The 16,098-nt window shown below is 64.4% G+C and carries 18 protein-coding genes and 3 tRNA genes; 17 read left to right on the top strand and 4 right to left on the bottom strand.

The window, feature by feature from the left end; translation table 11 throughout:
- Positions 1-55 precede the first annotated feature (55 nt).
- Both Q0877_RS06695 and Q0877_RS06690 read right to left on the bottom strand, forming a co-directional pair.
- Entirely contained in the window at positions 56-970 is a 915-nt protein-coding gene (locus Q0877_RS06695; RefSeq protein WP_299166604.1) for a cation diffusion facilitator family transporter, read from the bottom strand.
- Positions 971-1,006: 36 nt separating this feature from the next.
- Positions 1,007-1,366 (bottom strand): metallopeptidase family protein, encoded by a 360-nt coding sequence (locus tag Q0877_RS06690; protein WP_299166625.1) that lies wholly within the window; start codon positions 1,364-1,366, stop codon positions 1,007-1,009.
- A 140-nt stretch (positions 1,367-1,506) separates the two neighbouring features.
- On the opposite strand from Q0877_RS06690, the gene Q0877_RS06685 reads away from it, so the two are divergent.
- The 12 genes from Q0877_RS06685 to Q0877_RS06630 all read left to right on the top strand — a co-directional run bounded on the left by Q0877_RS06685 (position 1,507) and on the right by Q0877_RS06630 (position 7,702).
- Positions 1,507-1,579, top strand: a tRNA-Glu gene (locus Q0877_RS06685).
- Between the two features lie 64 nt (positions 1,580-1,643).
- Positions 1,644-1,717, top strand: a tRNA-Asp gene (locus Q0877_RS06680).
- A 56-nt stretch (positions 1,718-1,773) separates the two neighbouring features.
- A tRNA-Phe gene (locus tag Q0877_RS06675) sits at positions 1,774-1,849 on the top strand.
- A 182-nt stretch (positions 1,850-2,031) separates the two neighbouring features.
- Complete coding sequence (locus Q0877_RS06670; RefSeq protein ID WP_299166603.1) at positions 2,032-2,400, top strand: response regulator transcription factor; 369 nt, start codon at positions 2,032-2,034, stop codon at positions 2,398-2,400.
- Positions 2,401-2,405: 5 nt separating this feature from the next.
- A complete protein-coding gene (locus Q0877_RS06665; RefSeq protein WP_299166602.1) occupies positions 2,406-3,377 on the top strand; it encodes a HEAT repeat domain-containing protein in 972 nt (323 codons plus the stop codon).
- Between the two features lie 9 nt (positions 3,378-3,386).
- The gene (locus tag Q0877_RS06660; RefSeq protein ID WP_299166601.1) at positions 3,387-4,835 is read left to right on the top strand and encodes a glycosyltransferase; all 1,449 of its coding nucleotides are present in this window, start codon (positions 3,387-3,389) and stop codon (positions 4,833-4,835) included.
- A 121-nt stretch (positions 4,836-4,956) separates the two neighbouring features.
- The gene (locus Q0877_RS06655) at positions 4,957-5,436 is read left to right on the top strand and encodes a hypothetical protein (RefSeq protein ID WP_299166600.1); all 480 of its coding nucleotides are present in this window, start codon (positions 4,957-4,959) and stop codon (positions 5,434-5,436) included.
- A gap of 67 nt (positions 5,437-5,503) precedes the next feature.
- The gene (locus Q0877_RS06650; protein WP_299166599.1) at positions 5,504-5,944 is read left to right on the top strand and encodes an Asp23/Gls24 family envelope stress response protein; all 441 of its coding nucleotides are present in this window, start codon (positions 5,504-5,506) and stop codon (positions 5,942-5,944) included.
- A gap of 9 nt (positions 5,945-5,953) precedes the next feature.
- Positions 5,954-6,145, top strand: a complete 192-nt coding sequence (locus Q0877_RS06645; RefSeq protein WP_277359790.1) for a DUF2273 domain-containing protein — start codon at positions 5,954-5,956, stop codon at positions 6,143-6,145.
- On the top strand, positions 6,142-6,513 hold the full coding sequence (locus Q0877_RS06640) for a hypothetical protein (protein ID WP_299166598.1): 372 nt from the start codon (positions 6,142-6,144) through the stop codon (positions 6,511-6,513). Before Q0877_RS06645 ends, Q0877_RS06640 begins: the two co-directional genes overlap by 4 nt.
- Positions 6,510-7,097 carry a DUF6286 domain-containing protein gene (locus Q0877_RS06635; RefSeq protein ID WP_299166597.1) on the top strand — a complete coding sequence of 196 codons (588 nt, stop codon included), beginning with the start codon at positions 6,510-6,512 and terminating at the stop codon, positions 7,095-7,097. The genes Q0877_RS06640 and Q0877_RS06635 overlap by 4 nt, the downstream gene beginning before the upstream one ends.
- A complete protein-coding gene (locus Q0877_RS06630) occupies positions 7,094-7,702 on the top strand; it encodes a hypothetical protein (protein WP_299166596.1) in 609 nt (202 codons plus the stop codon). The genes Q0877_RS06635 and Q0877_RS06630 overlap by 4 nt, the downstream gene beginning before the upstream one ends.
- A 24-nt stretch (positions 7,703-7,726) precedes the next feature.
- Here Q0877_RS06630 and Q0877_RS06625 read toward each other — a convergent pair whose 3' ends face one another.
- Positions 7,727-9,472 (bottom strand): glycoside hydrolase family 13 protein, encoded by a 1,746-nt coding sequence (locus tag Q0877_RS06625; protein WP_299166595.1) that lies wholly within the window; start codon positions 9,470-9,472, stop codon positions 7,727-7,729.
- Between the two features lie 162 nt (positions 9,473-9,634).
- Here Q0877_RS06625 and Q0877_RS06620 point away from each other — a divergent pair, with 162 nt between their 5' ends.
- The 5 genes from Q0877_RS06620 to Q0877_RS06600 all read left to right on the top strand — a co-directional run bounded on the left by Q0877_RS06620 (position 9,635) and on the right by Q0877_RS06600 (position 14,808).
- A complete protein-coding gene (locus Q0877_RS06620; RefSeq protein ID WP_299166594.1) occupies positions 9,635-10,984 on the top strand; it encodes an ABC transporter substrate-binding protein in 1,350 nt (449 codons plus the stop codon).
- A gap of 85 nt (positions 10,985-11,069) precedes the next feature.
- On the top strand, positions 11,070-12,035 hold the full coding sequence (locus Q0877_RS06615; protein WP_299166593.1) for a carbohydrate ABC transporter permease: 966 nt from the start codon (positions 11,070-11,072) through the stop codon (positions 12,033-12,035).
- A 23-nt stretch (positions 12,036-12,058) separates the two neighbouring features.
- Entirely contained in the window at positions 12,059-12,988 is a 930-nt protein-coding gene (locus Q0877_RS06610) for a carbohydrate ABC transporter permease (protein WP_299166624.1), read from the top strand.
- Between the two features lie 7 nt (positions 12,989-12,995).
- The gene (locus tag Q0877_RS06605; RefSeq protein ID WP_299166592.1) at positions 12,996-14,006 is read left to right on the top strand and encodes a LacI family DNA-binding transcriptional regulator; all 1,011 of its coding nucleotides are present in this window, start codon (positions 12,996-12,998) and stop codon (positions 14,004-14,006) included.
- Positions 14,007-14,049: 43 nt separating this feature from the next.
- Entirely contained in the window at positions 14,050-14,808 is a 759-nt protein-coding gene (locus tag Q0877_RS06600) for an alanine--tRNA ligase-related protein (protein ID WP_299166591.1), read from the top strand.
- On the opposite strand, the gene Q0877_RS06595 is transcribed toward Q0877_RS06600, so the two are convergent.
- A complete protein-coding gene (locus Q0877_RS06595) occupies positions 14,801-16,093 on the bottom strand; it encodes an MFS transporter (RefSeq protein WP_299166590.1) in 1,293 nt (430 codons plus the stop codon). The two genes, Q0877_RS06600 and Q0877_RS06595, sit on opposite strands and share 8 nt — an antisense overlap.
- Positions 16,094-16,098: the final 5 nt, after the last annotated feature.

Here is a 16,098-nt window from a genome sequence, read left to right as displayed (position 1 = left end):
AAACAACAACGGTGTCATTTGTGCTGAACGGCCTTTCCGGCGTGTCGTGGCCGCGTCAGGCGTGCTGCCGGTTCTCGTGCACCGCATGCTCCAGCGGTTCAAGCTGGAAGGTGCAGTGTTCTGTGTCGAAGTGGTTGCTGAGGCAGTGGGCAAGCCGGTCGAGCATGGAATCCACGCCCTCCGCGTTGAGGCTTTCGGCGTCCACCACAACGTGGGCCGAGAAAACCGGCACGCCGGACGTGATGGTCCAGGCGTGGATGTCATGCGCGTCGACCACCCCCTGGACCTTCAGGATGTGCTCCCGGATCATCGCCGGGTCCACGCCCTTGGGTGCCGACTCCAGCAGCACGTTGATGACGTCGCTCAACAGGCTCCATGCGCGAGGCAGGATCATCACCGCGATAAGGATCGAGGCAATGGCATCAGCCTGCCGGAACCCGGTGAGCGCAATGACGACGGCGGCAACCACCACGGCGACCGACCCCAGCAGGTCTCCCAGCACCTCCAGGTAGGCACCGCGCAGATTGAGGCTTTCCTTGTGGCCGCCGTGCAGGATCAGCAGGCAGGCGAGATTGGCCGTCCCGCCCAGGAGCGCGGCGACCAGCATGATGTCAGTGCGCACGTCGGTCGGCTCACCCAGCCTGCGGAAGGCTTCGATACTGATGACGACGGCGATCACCACGAGGATGATGGCGTTGGCGAGAGCGGCGAGGACTTCCGCCCGCTGGTGGCCGTAGGTGCTACGGACAGTGGCGGGCCGGGTAGCGATCCAGGAGGCAAGCAGCGCGATGAAAACGCCTGCGGCGTCGGAAAGCATGTGGCCCGCGTCAGCGAGCAGGGCCAGTGATCCGGACAGCGCCGCACCGATGACCTGAACGACGACGACGGCGAGCGTGATCGCCACAACCAGCACCAGCTTTTTGCGGTGTTTTCCCGTTGCAGTGACGGGATGTCCGTGTGAGGCACCCATGTAACCAGTATGAAGCCCGGCCTGTGGCGCGCGCGGTTATCCCCAGCCCAGTTCGTGCAGGCGCTCGTCGTCAATGCCGAAGTGGTGGGCTACTTCGTGGATCACGGTGATAAGGATTTCGTTGACGAGCTCCTCGCGGCTTTCACACATCCGTAGAAGGGGTTGCCGGAAGATGCTGATCCGGTCGGGCAGCGATCCGGCGTCCCACCACGAGTCCCGTTCGGTCAGCGGGGTTCCCTCATAGAGGCCGAGCAGGTCAGGGTCCGGTTCCTCGCCAGGACCCGGCTCGAACTCCTCTCGAACAAAGATCGCCACATTGTTCATTGCCCGCGCGAGCTTGTCGGGGATCTGGTCGATCGCGTCGTCAACAGCCGACTCGAAGTCGTCGAGACTCATCTCTATGGGCACGGAGAAAACTCTACTGCCGGCTCTTTTGGGTACGTTCCGCCGGTGATCGCCGGGTTTTGTGTAATCGAGATCGAGGCCCTATAGTTTTAGAGGTCCACAACGAGGAGTAAAGCACTTGTGTGGTCCAGGCCCCCATCGTCTAGCGGCCTAGGACACCGCCCTTTCACGGCGGCGGCACGGGTTCGAATCCCGTTGGGGGTACGCAGGAGTCTGGTCTGAGGCACGGTTACCGTGCTGGTAGGATGAAACTCTTGCAAAATCGCAAGGCCCTGTAGCGCAGTTGGTTAGCGCGCCGCCCTGTCACGGCGGAGGTCGCGGGTTCAAGTCCCGTCAGGGTCGCTGAGACGGCCGGAGAAATCCGATCGTCGACGGTGATCATCGCATGATGGTTGCAAGGCTCTGTAGCTCAGTTGGTAGAGCGTTCGACTGAAAATCGAAAGGTCACCGGATCGACGCCGGTCGGAGCCACCACTGGAAGCCCCTGGGAAACCGGGGGCTTTTTGCTGCGCCGACACTCTCTGCATCCGGACCTCCTGCAAGGCTGTCCTTGCGGCAATCCTTCCGCGTTCCTGCACATAAACCGCCCATCGCGCGGGCGGCAGTCGATTACGCTATGGGAAAGCGGGCAGTCTGCAATGCGGGAAGGGTCTGAAATGCCACACAAGATTCTGGTTGTCGACGACGACGCGGACATCCGTGACCTCGTCTCCACCAAACTCGAGTCCAGCGGGTACGAGGTCGAAACCGCCGGAGACGGCGTTGCCGGCCTCGAACTGGCGACCAACAATGGCTACAGCCTTGTGATCTCCGATGTCATGATGCCGGGCATGTCCGGGGTGGACATGGTCCGGATGATGCGTGCAGCGGAACCGCCGGTCTCCGTCCCCGTCATCCTGCTGACCGCCAAGAACCAGGAACGCGACATCGAGAGCGGTTTCGCAGCGGGGATCACCGATTATGTGGTCAAGCCGTTCAGCCCGCGCGAACTCGCCGCCAGGGTTGCCGGCATCCTCGCCCGTTAGCGCCCGTGCTGGTCTCATGGGACGTACTGGCGATCGCCGTCGTCGTACTGGTGGTGGGGTGCATTGTTGCGCTCGCCGCCGTCGTCGTCATCAAGGGCTCCCGCCATGCGCGTGAGCGCCGGCGGACCGTCCACGAGAACGCCGTCCGCAGCCGCATCATGGCGCTTGCCGTTGCGGAGGATGAGGCCCTCGATGCCCTCGTACAGGAACTCGCTTCGACTCCCGGCCCTCTCGGCGACCACGTGGAGCAGACCCTGCTGCGTATGATCCCGGAGGTCCGCGGCGATGTACGCGAGGCGATGATCAGCGTCCTCGCAGCCCGCGGGCTCCTCCGTCGCTCCCTCCAGCGGATCAGCTCCCGCAGCGCTATCCAGCGGGCCGGAGCTGCGGAACTCCTCGGCGTTCTCGGCGGAAGCGAGGTCATCAGGCCCCTTACCGCAGCGTTACGGGACAAAAACCTCGAAGTCCGCCTCGTGGCCGCACGTGCTCTCGGCGTTGCCGCCCGGCCGGAAGCCGGAGGGCATCTGGTCGACGCACTCTCGCTGACCAGCGGCATTCCCCACTCAGTCGCCGCCACAGCTCTGCTCAACCTTCCCGATCAGGATCCCACGGTGTATATCGAGGGTCTGCGGGACCGCGACGCCGGAATCCGTTATGGCTCGGCAGCGGTTGTGGGAATGCTGCTGATGTCGGAGGCTGCAGAGGCCCTGTTCGAATGTCTGCTGGCGGAGGGAGGCCGGGAGAACGCGTCCGACGTCGTTGTTGCTGCGTGCGCCAGATCGCTGGGCAGGTTGAGTTACAAGCCGGCCACCAGCGAGCTCGCGGAAATCTCCTGTTCGAGCAGTGCGTCGTCGTCGGTCCGTCAGGCAGCCGGGGAAGCGCTCCGGGCGATGCCCGGCGCCGAGGCCCGCGAGGTACGCCGGCACGTTATGGAGCGGGCCGACGCCGACGTTCGCCGTATCCTCGTGGACGCGTAGGGAACCCGGGTGGACAACATACTGGAGCCGCTGAGGGCAGGAATACAGTGGCTTTTCGAAATCACGGCCTACCCCGTGCTCGCCTATTTCATCGTGATCAACACTTCGCTGCTGTTGCTGATTATCTTCGCGAGCGTGAACTTCACGTCGCATCTTCGCAGGCAGTCCTTCACCGGATCCCGCGTCACTGCCGCTTCGCCGCTCAGCCCGGGGATCTCGGTCCTCATGCCCGCCTATAACGAGGGCGCCGTCATTGCCGCGTCGGTTCGCGCGGTGCTCGACCTGCGTTATCCCGATCACGAAGTTGTTGTCATCAATGACGGCAGTTCTGACGAGACCCTGCAGACGCTGATCGATGTCTACGACCTCGTCGAGGACCAAAGGGAGGTGTCCATCAAGGTTCCCGTTCGCGGGGCTGTCCGCCGCACTTACCGCGCACGGGATACGGCACTGCCTATCATCGTTGTCGACAAGGAGAACTCGGGGCGGTCGGACTCGCTGAACATGGGCCTGAACGTCGCGTCAAAGGACCTGGTGGTGATGGTCGACGCCGACAGCCTGCTGGATCCTGATTCCCTCCTTGTTGTTTCCAAGCCCTTCACGGATGATCCGGAGCACGTGATCGCGACCGGGGGCGTGGTGCGGGTGGCCAACGGGTGCGAGGTGGTCGCGGGCCGCGTGGTCAGCGTCAATATGCCGAAGAATTACTTCGCCCGCATCCAGATCGTCGAATATCTGCGCTCCTTCCTGCTCGGCCGTGCCGGGTGGTCGCAGCTGAACTCGCTCATCCTCATTTCGGGTGCTTTCGGAATGTTCCGCCGCGACCTGATCATTCGGGCGGGCGGGCTGGATGCGGACAGCATCGGCGAAGACTTCGAACTGGTCATGCGGCTGCACAAGCTGATGCGCGAGGAGAAGCGGAAGTACCGCGTCATCTTCATTGCCGAGCCGGTGTGCTGGACGGAAGTCCCTTCCAGCGCTGCTGTCCTGGCACGACAACGACGGCGGTGGCACCGCGGTCTGTGGGAAGTCCTCACCAAGTACCGCGGCATGACTTTCAATCCGCGCTATGGATCCGTGGGCATGATCGCGTTGCCCTACTACTGGATCTTCGAGCTCATTGCCCCTGCGATTGAACTGTTCGGGATCTTCATTGTCCCGTTGGGGCTGCTGCTCGGTGTGGTGAACGTCCCCTACGCGCTTGCGTTCATTGCTGTGGCGTACCTCTACGCCATCTTCGTGTCCCTGATGGCGCTACTGGTGGAGGAAGCCTCCTTCCACCGCTACAACCGGTGGAGGGACCTCTGGGTTGCCCTGTCCGTTTCTGTGATCGAAAACGTTGGCTACCGCCAGCTCACCGCGGTGTGGCGGATGCAGGGTTGGTGGGCGGCGCTGCGCGGCAAGAAGCAGGTGTGGGGAACCATGACCCGCACCGGTTTCGAGAGTTCGGCGCCATAGACGGACGCAAAGGAGGCGCCGGGAGAAGACTGGGCCGCTCGACCGTTAATCCCGTGGAGCGTTGCCGCGGGCAGCGGACGCTACATCCGCCAATTCAGCTGAACGGAAGGACCTGTCAGGCGTGAGACCCTTGTTCGCCGTGGCCGTTTCCGGTGTACTGACCCTGGCTCTGTCAGGGTGCGCCGATTCCGCACCTGAGGCGACAAGCAGCCTTAGCATGCCCGCCGAGCTGCCGGGGTCACCGCAGCCCGATCCCTCCGAATCTCAGGCGCCGGAGCGCAGGCTTGCTCAAGGAGCGGAGAGTGAGCGGGCGGAAATGAAGGACTGCCTGGTTGTGGCCGCCGGCGTCTCCTCGGTGCTGCTCGCGCCGCTCAGCTTCATGGGGGACGAGGATCCTGAGACGATGACCAGACTTGAGGACCAACTGCACTACCTTCACGGCAAGGTTCCGGAGGAACTCAAGCCGCATTTTGCCCGGGTGGCGGACGCCGCTGAGAGCGGCCCCGAGGGTGCCGGGCAGTTCGACGAATCGGCGTTCAGAGAGGCGTTGAAGCCGGTGCAGGAATGGCTCGAACTCCACTGCAGCGAACCCGTCCGCTGAGCCTTTCGCCCGCGTGTCAAACCTTCAGCGGAAGGGTTAGGCTGGGCAAAAGAGAAAGGGGGTCAGCATGGAGAACGAGCAGGAAATCCGGCCGGCGGGCATTCCGCCTGCCACCGCGGCGCCAACCGGCAGGACAACCATCTCCGAGACGGCCGTAGCCAAGGTCGCCGCCATCGCGGCACGCAGGATAGCGGGGGTCTATTCCCTGGGCAGCGGTACCGGCCGCGCCCTCGGAGCGCTCCGCGACGTCGTCGGTGCCGGCGACCTCGCCCAGGGCGTGCACGTGGAGGTCGGGGAAGTCCAGGCGGCTGTTGACGTCAACCTCGTCGCTGAATACGGCTATCCGCTGACCGCCGTTGCCGATCAGGTGCGCGCGGCCGTCTTCGCCGCTGTGGGTGAATTGGTGGGACTGCAGGTCATCGAAGTCAACGTCGAAATCAATGACGTGCATGTGCCCGGCCTGAATGACCCGAAGAGCACCGACAAGCCGCGCCCGGCGGCGAGCTAAGGAGACACCATGAACCTCACCGTCGTCGGGATCCTCGTGGGCACCATTCTGGCTTTCGCCGCGCTCATCTTCCACTTCTGGGGTTTCCTTCTGGTGGCACTGTTCATGGCCATCGGTGCCTTTGTGGGCCGGGTTGCGGAGGGCAAGCTGGACCTGCGCAGTGTTCGCGACGCCCTGGCCGGCCGCCGCTCTTCATCGTGACCGCACCTGCCGCACGGGAGCGGCTCGCCGGCCACAACCGCATCAGCACGCAGGCTCTCACCAGCACGGCCTGCGGCGTCGCTGCCGACGTCCTGCACGTGCCGGTGCGGGACATCCGGGCCACCTGGTTCGACGACGCCGGGCTGCTTGCGCTCAACCTTGCCCTTCCCATCCCAGTCCCCCCGCTGCACCGGGTGGCAGCAGACCCCGCAGCGGTGGCCGTCCTCGGCGGCTCCGTCGAGGACCGCGTGCACCGCGCCAAGGGGGAGATTCTAGAGCGGGTGGTGCAGCTCAGCGGATCGCGTCTCAGCCGGGTGGACATCCGGGTCACCGGTGCCCGCGTAACCGGCACGGGGAGGGCAAGATGACCGACGAAACGACCCGCCTGACCTCGGACGTCATCCGGCGGGAAACCCACTCATCGCGCGCTGTTCCTTCCACGATCATGGCCGGGCTGGTTATCATCTCCGCCCTCTATGTGATGCTCGAAGCAGCCCTGAAGGCGCTTGGCCAGGATCCGTGGCTGCTCGGTCCGGAGGCCGCAGCGGGCTGGATCAGCTCGCTTCCCGGCGGAATTTCCTCTACCGTCCTCGCCGCAGCCGGAGGGCTGACCTTTCTGGCGGGGCTTATTTTCTTCCTCGCCGCTGTGCTGCCCGGCAGGAAGGCGCGGCTGAGCATCCCGAACGAGCGTGCCGCCGTCGTTGTCGATGCGGAAGTGCTGGCCTCCTCCCTGGCACGCCGTGCGCGGGTGGCCGCCGGCGTGACCCCGGAGCAGGTGCTGGTGACCATCGACCGGCGTCTGGCAGAGGTGCAGGTGCGGCCGACATCCGGCATACCGGTAAGCGAACAATCGGTTCAGGCCGCGGTCGAGGATGAACTTCACCGGACAGCAATTGATCCGGTGCCGCTGGTCCGGGTGACAGTTGCCCAGTCCGGGGTGATCGGGCAATGAACCAGACCCCGCGGACGCTCAACCGGGTCCTGCTGGCCGTGTTCGGACTGGCACTGATGCTGGCCGGTGCCCTGGCCATGGCGCTGGGTGTGCCCGCCGTGGCCCGCTGGTGGCAGTCAGTGGCCGGGCAGGCGGGCGAGGCGATCGCCGGCGTCCTTGCGGCCACCACCCTCTCCGGGCAGCGCGACAGCTGGCTCTGGATTGTCGTAGCGCTGCTGATGATCCTGCTGGTCATCCTCATGTTTGCGTGGGTAGCCAACCAGGGAAAGGGGCGGTCAGGCACCCTTGCCTATGACGACGACGACCAGCCGGTCCCCGGCAGCGTAACCATCAACGCAGCGGTAGCAGAACAGGCGCTCAAGGCCGCCCTGAGCGAGCGGGTGGACCTGGTGAATTCGGCCGTTTCCACCTATGAATTCCGTGGCCGGCCCGCGCTCAAGGTGCGGGTCTCCCCACGGCAGGGGGTGGCTCCCCAGGTTGTGGCAGAGGAGGTGTCAGCGCTTGTCCTGGCGCTCGACGCCGTCCTCGGGGTGCAGACACCGGTGCTGATCAGCATCAGCTCCGGTGCCCGCTCGCGGTTTACCCGCGCCGAGAGAGTGCGCTAGGCCCTTATTGCGGCTCCGGCCGTGTCAGGACCGCTCGATCCACACTGAGCTGTCCGGCTGCAGCAATGTGCCTGTCTCCGCACCGTTCGCACCGTTCGCACCGTTCGTCACCGCATCCTCCGCACTGGCAATGACGACGACGCCGGCAGGCAGTTCGACGGGCTCCGCGCCCATGTTCGCAACCACCAGCGCTGAACCATTGGTGAACGCGAGTACGCCGTCTTCGGCACGGTGTTCCGGTGCCCATTCAAGTGAGCCGCGGCCCAGCCTGCGGGACGAGCGCTCGGCCAGTGCGGCCTTCACAAGCTCGTGCACTGAGCCGGGGCGATCCACCTGCACGTCCGCTGCGTACCCGGAGAATCCGGCGGGCTGGGGCAACCAGGGCGAGGTGCCGTCGTCGTCCGTTGTGCTGAAACCGAACCCCGGCGCGCCAGCTTTCCACGGAAGCGGCACCCGGCAGCCGTCGCGGCCTCGCTCAACGCCTTCGGTCCGGAAGAACGCCGGGTCCTGGCGGACAGTGTCGTCCAGCAGGGTGTGCTCGGGCAGGCCAAGCTCGTCTCCCTGGTAGAGGTAGGCCGAGCCGGGCAGCGCCAGCATAGTGAGCAGCGCTGCACGTCCGCGGCGCAGGCCGAGGACCTCATCCGGCTGCTCATCCTGCGCACCGACGCCCTTGGGCAGTTGCGTGGGGTCCTGCAGGCCAAAGCGGGTGGTATGCCGGACGGTGTCATGGTTGGAGAGAACCCAGGTACTGGGTGCGCCGACGTTGCCTGCCTGTGCAAGGGATTCGGTGATGCTCGCGCTCAGGCGCTTCGCATCCCAGCCGGCGCGCAGGAAGTCGAAGTTGAAGGCCTGCTGCATCTCGTCTGGGCGAACGTAATGGAAGAGCCGTTCGGCCGGCTCCACCCAGGCTTCCGCCACGAGCATGCGGTCACCCGGGTACTCGGCCAGGACGCGGTTCCAGTCGCGGTAGATGGCGTGCACCCCGGGCTGGTCGAAGTACGGCGGCGTGGGTTCGGTCGCCGCTGCTTCCTCTGCCGCATCCGGGTTATGCACGTCGCCGACCATGCTTTCCCGGCCGGCCCAATCCGGCAAACCCTCCGCCTTGACCAGGCCGTGCGCCACATCGATGCGGAAGCCGTCCACGCCGCGGTCCAGCCAGAAGCGCAGGACGGAGATCATTTCCTCGTGGACCTCGGGGTTCTCCCAGTTCAGGTCCGGCTGCTTGGTGTCGAACAGGTGCAGGTACCACTGGCCGTCCTCGACCCGCGTCCAGGCATTGCCGCCGAAGATCGACTGCCAGTTGTTCGGGGGCAGCTCGCCGTTCTCGCCGCCGCCGTCACGGAACATGTAGCGGTTGCGTTCGGCGGAGCCCTTCGGTGAGCGCAGGGCAGCCTGGAACCACTCATGCTCGTCGGAAGTGTGGTTCGGCACCAGGTCGACGATCACCTTGAGTCCGCGCTCGTGGGCTTCAGTGAGCATGGCGTCGAAATCGGCCAGCGTGCCGAAGCGGGGGTCCACGTCCCGGTAATCGGCGACGTCGTACCCGGCATCCGCCTGCGGGGAGACATAGAAGGGGGAAAGCCACACGGCGTTCACACCGAGGTTCTGCAGATAGGGCAGCTTGCCGGTGATGCCGTGCAGATCTCCCATGCCGTCACCGTTGCCGTCTGCAAAAGAGCGCGGATAGATCTGGTAGATGACGGCGTCTTCCCACCAGGCGCCGCCAGCTGCCTGAACCGTGCGTGCTGGAGAGAGATCGGAGGTGGTCATAGGGCTCCTCTGTAGGGATACGGGTCACGATTGCATATCGACGAGACGGTGGGGTGCGCTGAGTGTTGCAGATCACTACGTAAGCGCTTACTTTGATGGTATCAAGAGGCAAGGCGGCGGTGACCACTGAGTGCCCGGCTGCCGGACAAAGGAGTCATTTTCATGGCGATTATTCGCGGTAACAAAGCTGTGCTGCCACTGGCCGCGCTCAGCATACTCACGCTTACACTCTCTGCCTGTGGATCAGGAAGCGAGGGCGAAGGAGGCGGCGAAGAACCGTCAGCTGACTGCGCCGCCTACGAGGAATACGGAACCTTCGACGGTGAAGAGGTAAACGTCTACTCAACAATCGTGGACATCGAGGCCGAGAATCTCGAGAGTTCCTGGGCAGACTTCGCCGAATGCACCGGCGTCGAGGTTGTCTACGAAGGCTCGAAGGAATTCGAGACCCAGATCGGCGTTCGTTCACAGGCCGGCAACCCGCCGGACATCGCGATCTTCCCGCAGCCGGGTCTTCTGGCAGCAGAGGTCGCCGGCGGCAACGTCCTGCCCGCCCCTGCTGAAGTCGAAGCACTCGTGGACGAGAACTGGTCCGAGGACTGGAAGGGTTACGGCACGGTGGACGGCGAGTTCTATGCCGCGCCGATGCTCGCCAACGTCAAGGGCTACGTCTGGTATGACCCTGCAACCTTCGAGGAGAAGGGTTGGGAAGTTCCCACCACCCTCGACGAGATGATGACCCTCACTGAGGACATCGCTGCCGAGGGCACCATGAAGCCATGGTGTGCAGGCTTCGAGTCCGGGGAAGCCACGGGATGGCCGGGAACCGACTGGGTTGAGGATTACGTCCTCCGCCAGGCCGGCCCGGAGGTCTATGACCAGTGGGTGAACCATGAGATTCCGTTCAATGACCCCCAAATCGTGGAAGCCTTCGATTCCGTCGGTGAAATCCTGAAGAGCGATGAATTCGTCAACGGCGGTTTCGGTGACGTTCGCTCCATCCTGACCACTCCGTTCGCTGACGCCGGCCAGCCGGTCCTCGACGGCGAGTGCGCCATGCACCACCAGGCATCCTTCCAGGCGGCCAACTGGCCCGAAGGAACCGAGGTTGCCGAAGACGGAGATGTTTGGGCCTTCATGACTCCGGGTGTTGAGGAAGGCAGCAGCGCCATCACCGGTGGCGGCGAGTTTGTCGCTGCCTACTCGGATGAGCCCGCCGTTGTTGCTTTCCAGACGTTCATGGCAAGCGGTGAATTCGCCAACAACCGTGTCGAACTGGGTGGCGCCATCAGCGCGAACCAGGCTCTCGACCCCTCGCTGGCGCAGAGCGCGCTGGACCGTCAGTCCATCGAGCTGCTGCAGAGCGAAGACACAGTCTTCCGCTTTGACGGCTCTGACCTGATGCCGGGCGCCGTGGGCGCCAACTCCTTCTGGAGCGGCATCGTCGAATGGATCAACGGCACGCCGACGCAGGAAGTGGTTGACACCATCGAAAGCAGCTGGCCCCAGTAGTTCCCTCTTCAGACCCGGCGTTCCACAGTAGTGGGACGCCGGGTCTGTCCTGATATTCAACCGCACCCAGCAAGGAGGCTGCGCTATGGAGGATCTCGGCGAGAAATTCCTTCAGGTGGTAATCGCCATGGCGATCTTCGCCGCCGTTATCGGGATCATCATGCTGCTGGTGGACCGCGCACCCAAGTCATTCCGTGACAAGGCAACGATCATCGGGTTCCTGGCGCCCGCTGCAATCCTGCTCATCATTGGCATGGTCTGGCCGGCGCTGCAGACCACTTTCCTCGCGTTCACCGATCGCGACGGCAACATCAACGGCATCGACAACTTCATCTGGATGTTCACGGAGCCGACGGCCCTGGTCACTCTCCGGAACACGGTGCTGTGGGTGATTCTGGTACCGACCATCTCGACGATCATCGGGCTCGTGTATGCCGTCTTCATCGACAAGGCCCACGGCGAGAGGGTGCTGAAGGCCCTCGTCTTCATGCCGATGGCCATCTCGATGGTGGGCGCAGGCATTATCTGGAACTTCATGTACGCCTACCGTGGCGCGGAACAGGAGCAGATCGGGCTGGTCAACCAGATCCTCGTCTGGTTCGGCAGCGAGCCCCGCCAGTTCCTGCTCGAGGCGCCGGGAAACACCTTCTTCCTCATCGCCGTGATGGTGTGGATCCAGGTCGGTTTCGCGATGGTGATCCTCTCAGCGGCGATCAAGGGCATCCCCGCCGACATTGTGGAGGCATCACGCCTGGACGGCGCTACTGCCTGGCAGCAGTTCTGGAGCATCACCATCCCGTCCATCCGGGGAGCACTGGTTGTGGTGGTTACAACGATCACCATCATCACCCTGAAGGTCTTCGACATTGTGCGGACAATGACGGCTGGAAACTACGACACCTCGGTGATTGCGAACGAGATGTACACCCAGGCATTCCGGGCCAATGAGCCCGGCCGCGGCGCAGCGTTGGCGCTGATTCTGTTCCTGATGGTGCTGCCCGTGGTCATTTACAACGCCCGCGTGCTCAAGAAGCAGAAGGAAATTCGATGACCTCGACACCAGCTGTCCCAGCGATGGGCACCAAAGACACCGGGGAAGACACTGCGATACAGCCGCCGATCGCCAAGCGGGTCAAACAAAAGCTCACCTCGCGCGGCGCCACCATCGCCGCTGTCATTATCGCCGTCGTGTGGACCGTTCCGACTGCCGGACTGTTCATCTCCTCGTTCAGGCCGGAGGAGAACATCAACCAGAACGGTTGGTGGAACGTACTGGCGAACTTCGAATTCACACTCGACAACTACTCCGACGTTCTTGTCTCAGGCGGCAGCCAGTCTCCAAACCTCGGCCAGTACTTCATCAACTCCCTGGCTATCGTCATCCCGGCAACGTTGATCCCGCTCGTCATCGCTTCAATGGCGGCGTACATCTTCGCCTGGAGCCGGTTCCGGGGCAAGGACACACTGTTTGTGTTCATCTTTGCCCTGCAGATCATTCCGCTGCAGATGGCGCTGATTCCCCTGCTGACCCTGTTCGTCAACCTGAAGATCGGCGAATTCGAGCTTCTTCCGTCCGGATCCTACGCCCAGCTCTGGATTGCGCACACGATCTTCGCGCTGCCGCTGGCCATCTTCCTGCTGCACAATTTCATCGCGGAGATTCCCGGTGAAGTTATCGAGGCGGCGAGGGTGGACGGTGCCGGACACGCCACCATTTTCTGGCGGATCATCATCCCGCTGTCGGTGCCGGCTCTGGCGTCCTACGCGATTTTCCAGTTCCTGTGGGTCTGGAATGACCTGTTGGTGGCGTTGGTGTTCTCCGGAGGAACCGGCGATGTTGCGCCGATTACCCAACGGCTCGCTGAGCTCACCGGAACGCGCGGCGGCGAATGGCACCGGCTGACAGCAGGCGCGTTCGTTTCGATGATCGTCCCGCTGCTGGTCTTCTTCGGACTGCAAAGGTACTTCGTCCGCGGGCTGCTGGCTGGTGGTCTCAAGGGCTGATGCAACCGTGACCGGCATCGAGGATGTTGCGGTAGCCACGGGGGTCTCAACCGCGACGGTGTCGCGTGCCCTGCGGGGGCTGGCCGGCGTGTCGGCCGGCACCCGCGCCCGGGTCCTGACCGCCGCCCAGGAACTCGGGTACGTGCCGTCGTCGGCGGCGTCCGGACTGGCATCCGGGCGCACCATGGCGATGGGCGTGCTCCTGCCACAGATCGAACGCTGGTACTTTTCCGCTGTCCTTGAGGGAGTGGACCGCCAGCTGAGGGCTGCGGGATACGACCTCATTGTGTTCAGTCTGGGCGGAACCGGGATGAACCGCGAGCGGGTTTTTCACCGGTCGATCCTGAGGAAAAGGATCGACGCGCTTCTGGTGATGTGCATGGAGCTCACTGAGGCCGAGCACCGGTCGCTACGCGAACTGGAGTCGCCCACGATAGTGGTGGGCGGCTCTGTTCAGGGCGTGCGGCACGTGGGTATCGACGACGCCGGTGCGGTGAGCGACGCCGTCGAGCACCTCATTTCCCTTGGGCACACGAAGATCGGCCACGTGCGCGGCGGGGGCGACGACGGGCTCTCCTTCGAGGTACCGAGGATCCGCGAGGAGGCCTATCTGGCGGCCATGGCGGCACACAACCTGCCCATCCGGGATGAGTGGTCCGTGTTTGGCGACTTCCGCTTCAGCGAGGCGAAAGTGGCCGTCAAGCGAATGCTCGCGACCGTACGGGAGCGGCCCACTGCGCTCTTCTGCTCGTCGGATGAAATGGCTTTCGGCGCGCTGGTCGCTGCCGCAGAGCTGGGAATCAGTGTGCCCGCTGAACTGTCGATCGTCGGCATCGATGACCACGAGTTCGCGGAGCCCATGGGCGTAACCACGGTGCGGCAGAAACCGGAGGAGCAGGGCGCTTTCGCCGCTGAACTCCTGCTGAGTGAGCTTGAGGGTGCGGTGCCCGTGCTGAAGCCGCCCACGCAGCCCCACGAGCTCATCCAGCGCACGTCGACCGGACCGGCGCCCCGCTGACCGTTGCCCACACCGGCTGGGAACGGTCGCTAGGCTGGTACGCATGGCTACGGAACTCCTCTACCTTGACGACTTCGATGTGCTGACCAATTCCGCAACCGTTACCGCCGTCACCACGGCCGACGACGGTCGCGTTGACCTCATGCTGGACCGCACCTGCTTCTACCCCCGCGGCGGCGGACAGGATTGGGACATCGGGACAATCCGAGCAGGAGACGCCGCGTTCACTGTTGACGAGGTCCGTCTGGACGAGCACGGTGTGGTTCACCACCTGGGTCCGGGCGGAGGAGTGGGCGAAGCAGCGCTGGACGCAGGAATATCCGTAGGCGCCGGCGTCGTACTGGAAGTGGACGCCGACCGGAGGGCGGTCAACACCCGGCTCCATTCCGCAGGCCACATCGTTGACCTCGCTGTCGAACGGCTGGCGCTGCCCTGGGTACCCGGGAAGGGCGCGCACTACCCGCATATGTCCTTCGTCGAGTACAGCGGTGAGGTGCCCGGCGACGTGGAGGAGATTCGGCAGCGCATCGAGAACGAGGTAGCAAAGGTAATCGGGGAAGGCAGCCGCAACGAGATCAGGTTCATGCCGGTGGCCGAGATGGGTGAATACTGCCGGCACGTTCCAGACAACATCCCGACCAACAAGCCGGCGCGGATTGTTCTCTACAACGAGACCTTCGGCGTGCCATGCGGCGGGACCCACGTCCGCGATGTGACCGACGTCGGCAGGCTGAGCATTCCCAAGATCAAGTCGAAGAAGGGCGTCACCAAGGTGTCGTATGCGGTGGAGGGCGTTAGCTGACCGCTTCGGTTGCGTCTTCGACTGATGCCGTTTGGAACGGTGACAGCGCCAGGATCAGCGCGGCCAGCAGCAGAATACCGGCGGCGAAACCGAGCGCGACGACGGGACCGAACGCCGTTGCCAGCAAGCCTCCCAGCGGAGCGCCCACCACGATCATGCCGCGGTTCACGGACCGTCTCGTTGCGCTCATTCGGGCGGTCAGCGCGTCCGGGGTGACTCCCTGCCAATACCCCATTTCCAGCGGCCCTTCAGCTCCCATCGCCAGCCCGAAGAGGAACTGACCGAGGAACGCGCACGCGAACGCCGCCCACACCGCGGGCGGCCAGCTTTCGATGCTCCCGCCGCCCGTCTGCCCAGCCGCTATCAGCGGTGCAATAACCACGACGACGACGGCGGCCGGCTGAATCAGCCGCGCCGCCACCATGACCCGCCCAAGACGCCAGCGTTCGCCCCAGCCCGGCGACAGCGTGGTGCCGAGCACTGCGCCGATGCCTGCTCCGCCAAGGACCAGGCCCAAACCGAGGGCGCCGAGCTGGAGTTCCTTCAGGATCAGCGCAGGGAGGACCGTGCCGAGCATCGCTGAGCCGACGAACCAGACGTGAGTGCTTAGCGCCAGGGGCCGGAGCATCCGGTGTCCGTAAATCCACCGCAGGCCCTCGGCGATCCGGCTGCGCACCGTCGTCGTACTGGTGATCGGCGGTTCACGGGAAGGAACGGTGAGCAGCACAAGGCCGGAGAGCAGGTAGCTGAGCGCGTCGATAAGGAGCGCGAAGGGCGCACTGACGAGAGCGACGACCGCGCCGGCGACCGCCCCGCCCGAGGCCTGAGCCACCGTTTCACTCTGCTGCAGCCGGGCGTTCGCGTGGACCAACCGGGGCCGGGCCACCAACTGGGGAAGGAAGGACTGATAGGCCGCGTCACCGGCCAGGGCGAGGGTGCCGAACAGAAACATCAACACCACCAGCAATGGAATGGACGCAGAGCCCAGAAGTGCGAACAGACACAGTGCGGCGAGGACCGCTGCGCGTCCCAGATCCGCCGCCACCAGCACGGTGCGCCGGCGGAAGCGGTCCACCAGCACGCCGGCCAGCAAACCGAAGAGCAGGTAGGGAAGCCAGCGGGCGGCATTGACGGCGCCCTGATCCAGGGCCGTCCCGTCCAGCGTGACCAGGATGAGCACGGAGAGCGCCACGGTGGTGAGGTAGGTGCCGAAGTCCGACACCGTCGAGGCGAGCCAGAACCGGACAAAAGCGCGGTTCCGGCGGAGCTGCATGTGCTGCTGCACCCGCT

The organism is uncultured Arthrobacter sp. (genome assembly GCF_947495145.1).
Classification (GTDB): Bacteria; Actinomycetota; Actinomycetes; order Actinomycetales; family Micrococcaceae; genus Arthrobacter_D.
The sequence above is the reverse complement of the archived record's forward strand: the minus strand, read 5'-3'. Positions and strand labels throughout refer to the sequence as shown.

Excerpts from the sequence above, each read along its gene's own strand:
- Q0877_RS06695 (WP_299166604.1), bottom strand. The coding sequence starts at position 970 with ATGGGTGCCTCACACGGACATCCCGTCACTGCAACGGGAAAACACCGC.
- Q0877_RS06690 (WP_299166625.1), bottom strand. The coding sequence starts at position 1,366 with ATGAGTCTCGACGACTTCGAGTCGGCTGTTGACGACGCGATCGACCAG.
- Q0877_RS06670 (WP_299166603.1), top strand. The coding sequence starts at position 2,032 with ATGCCACACAAGATTCTGGTTGTCGACGACGACGCGGACATCCGTGAC.
- Q0877_RS06650 (WP_299166599.1), top strand. The coding sequence starts at position 5,504 with ATGGAGAACGAGCAGGAAATCCGGCCGGCGGGCATTCCGCCTGCCACC.
- Q0877_RS06645 (WP_277359790.1), top strand. The coding sequence starts at position 5,954 with ATGAACCTCACCGTCGTCGGGATCCTCGTGGGCACCATTCTGGCTTTC.
- Q0877_RS06635 (WP_299166597.1), top strand. The coding sequence starts at position 6,510 with ATGACCGACGAAACGACCCGCCTGACCTCGGACGTCATCCGGCGGGAA.
- Q0877_RS06630 (WP_299166596.1), top strand. The coding sequence starts at position 7,094 with ATGAACCAGACCCCGCGGACGCTCAACCGGGTCCTGCTGGCCGTGTTC.
- Q0877_RS06625 (WP_299166595.1), bottom strand. The coding sequence starts at position 9,472 with ATGACCACCTCCGATCTCTCTCCAGCACGCACGGTTCAGGCAGCTGGC.
- Q0877_RS06620 (WP_299166594.1), top strand. The coding sequence starts at position 9,635 with ATGGCGATTATTCGCGGTAACAAAGCTGTGCTGCCACTGGCCGCGCTC.
- Q0877_RS06615 (WP_299166593.1), top strand. The coding sequence starts at position 11,070 with ATGGAGGATCTCGGCGAGAAATTCCTTCAGGTGGTAATCGCCATGGCG.
- Q0877_RS06610 (WP_299166624.1), top strand. The coding sequence starts at position 12,059 with ATGGGCACCAAAGACACCGGGGAAGACACTGCGATACAGCCGCCGATC.
- Q0877_RS06600 (WP_299166591.1), top strand. The coding sequence starts at position 14,050 with ATGGCTACGGAACTCCTCTACCTTGACGACTTCGATGTGCTGACCAAT.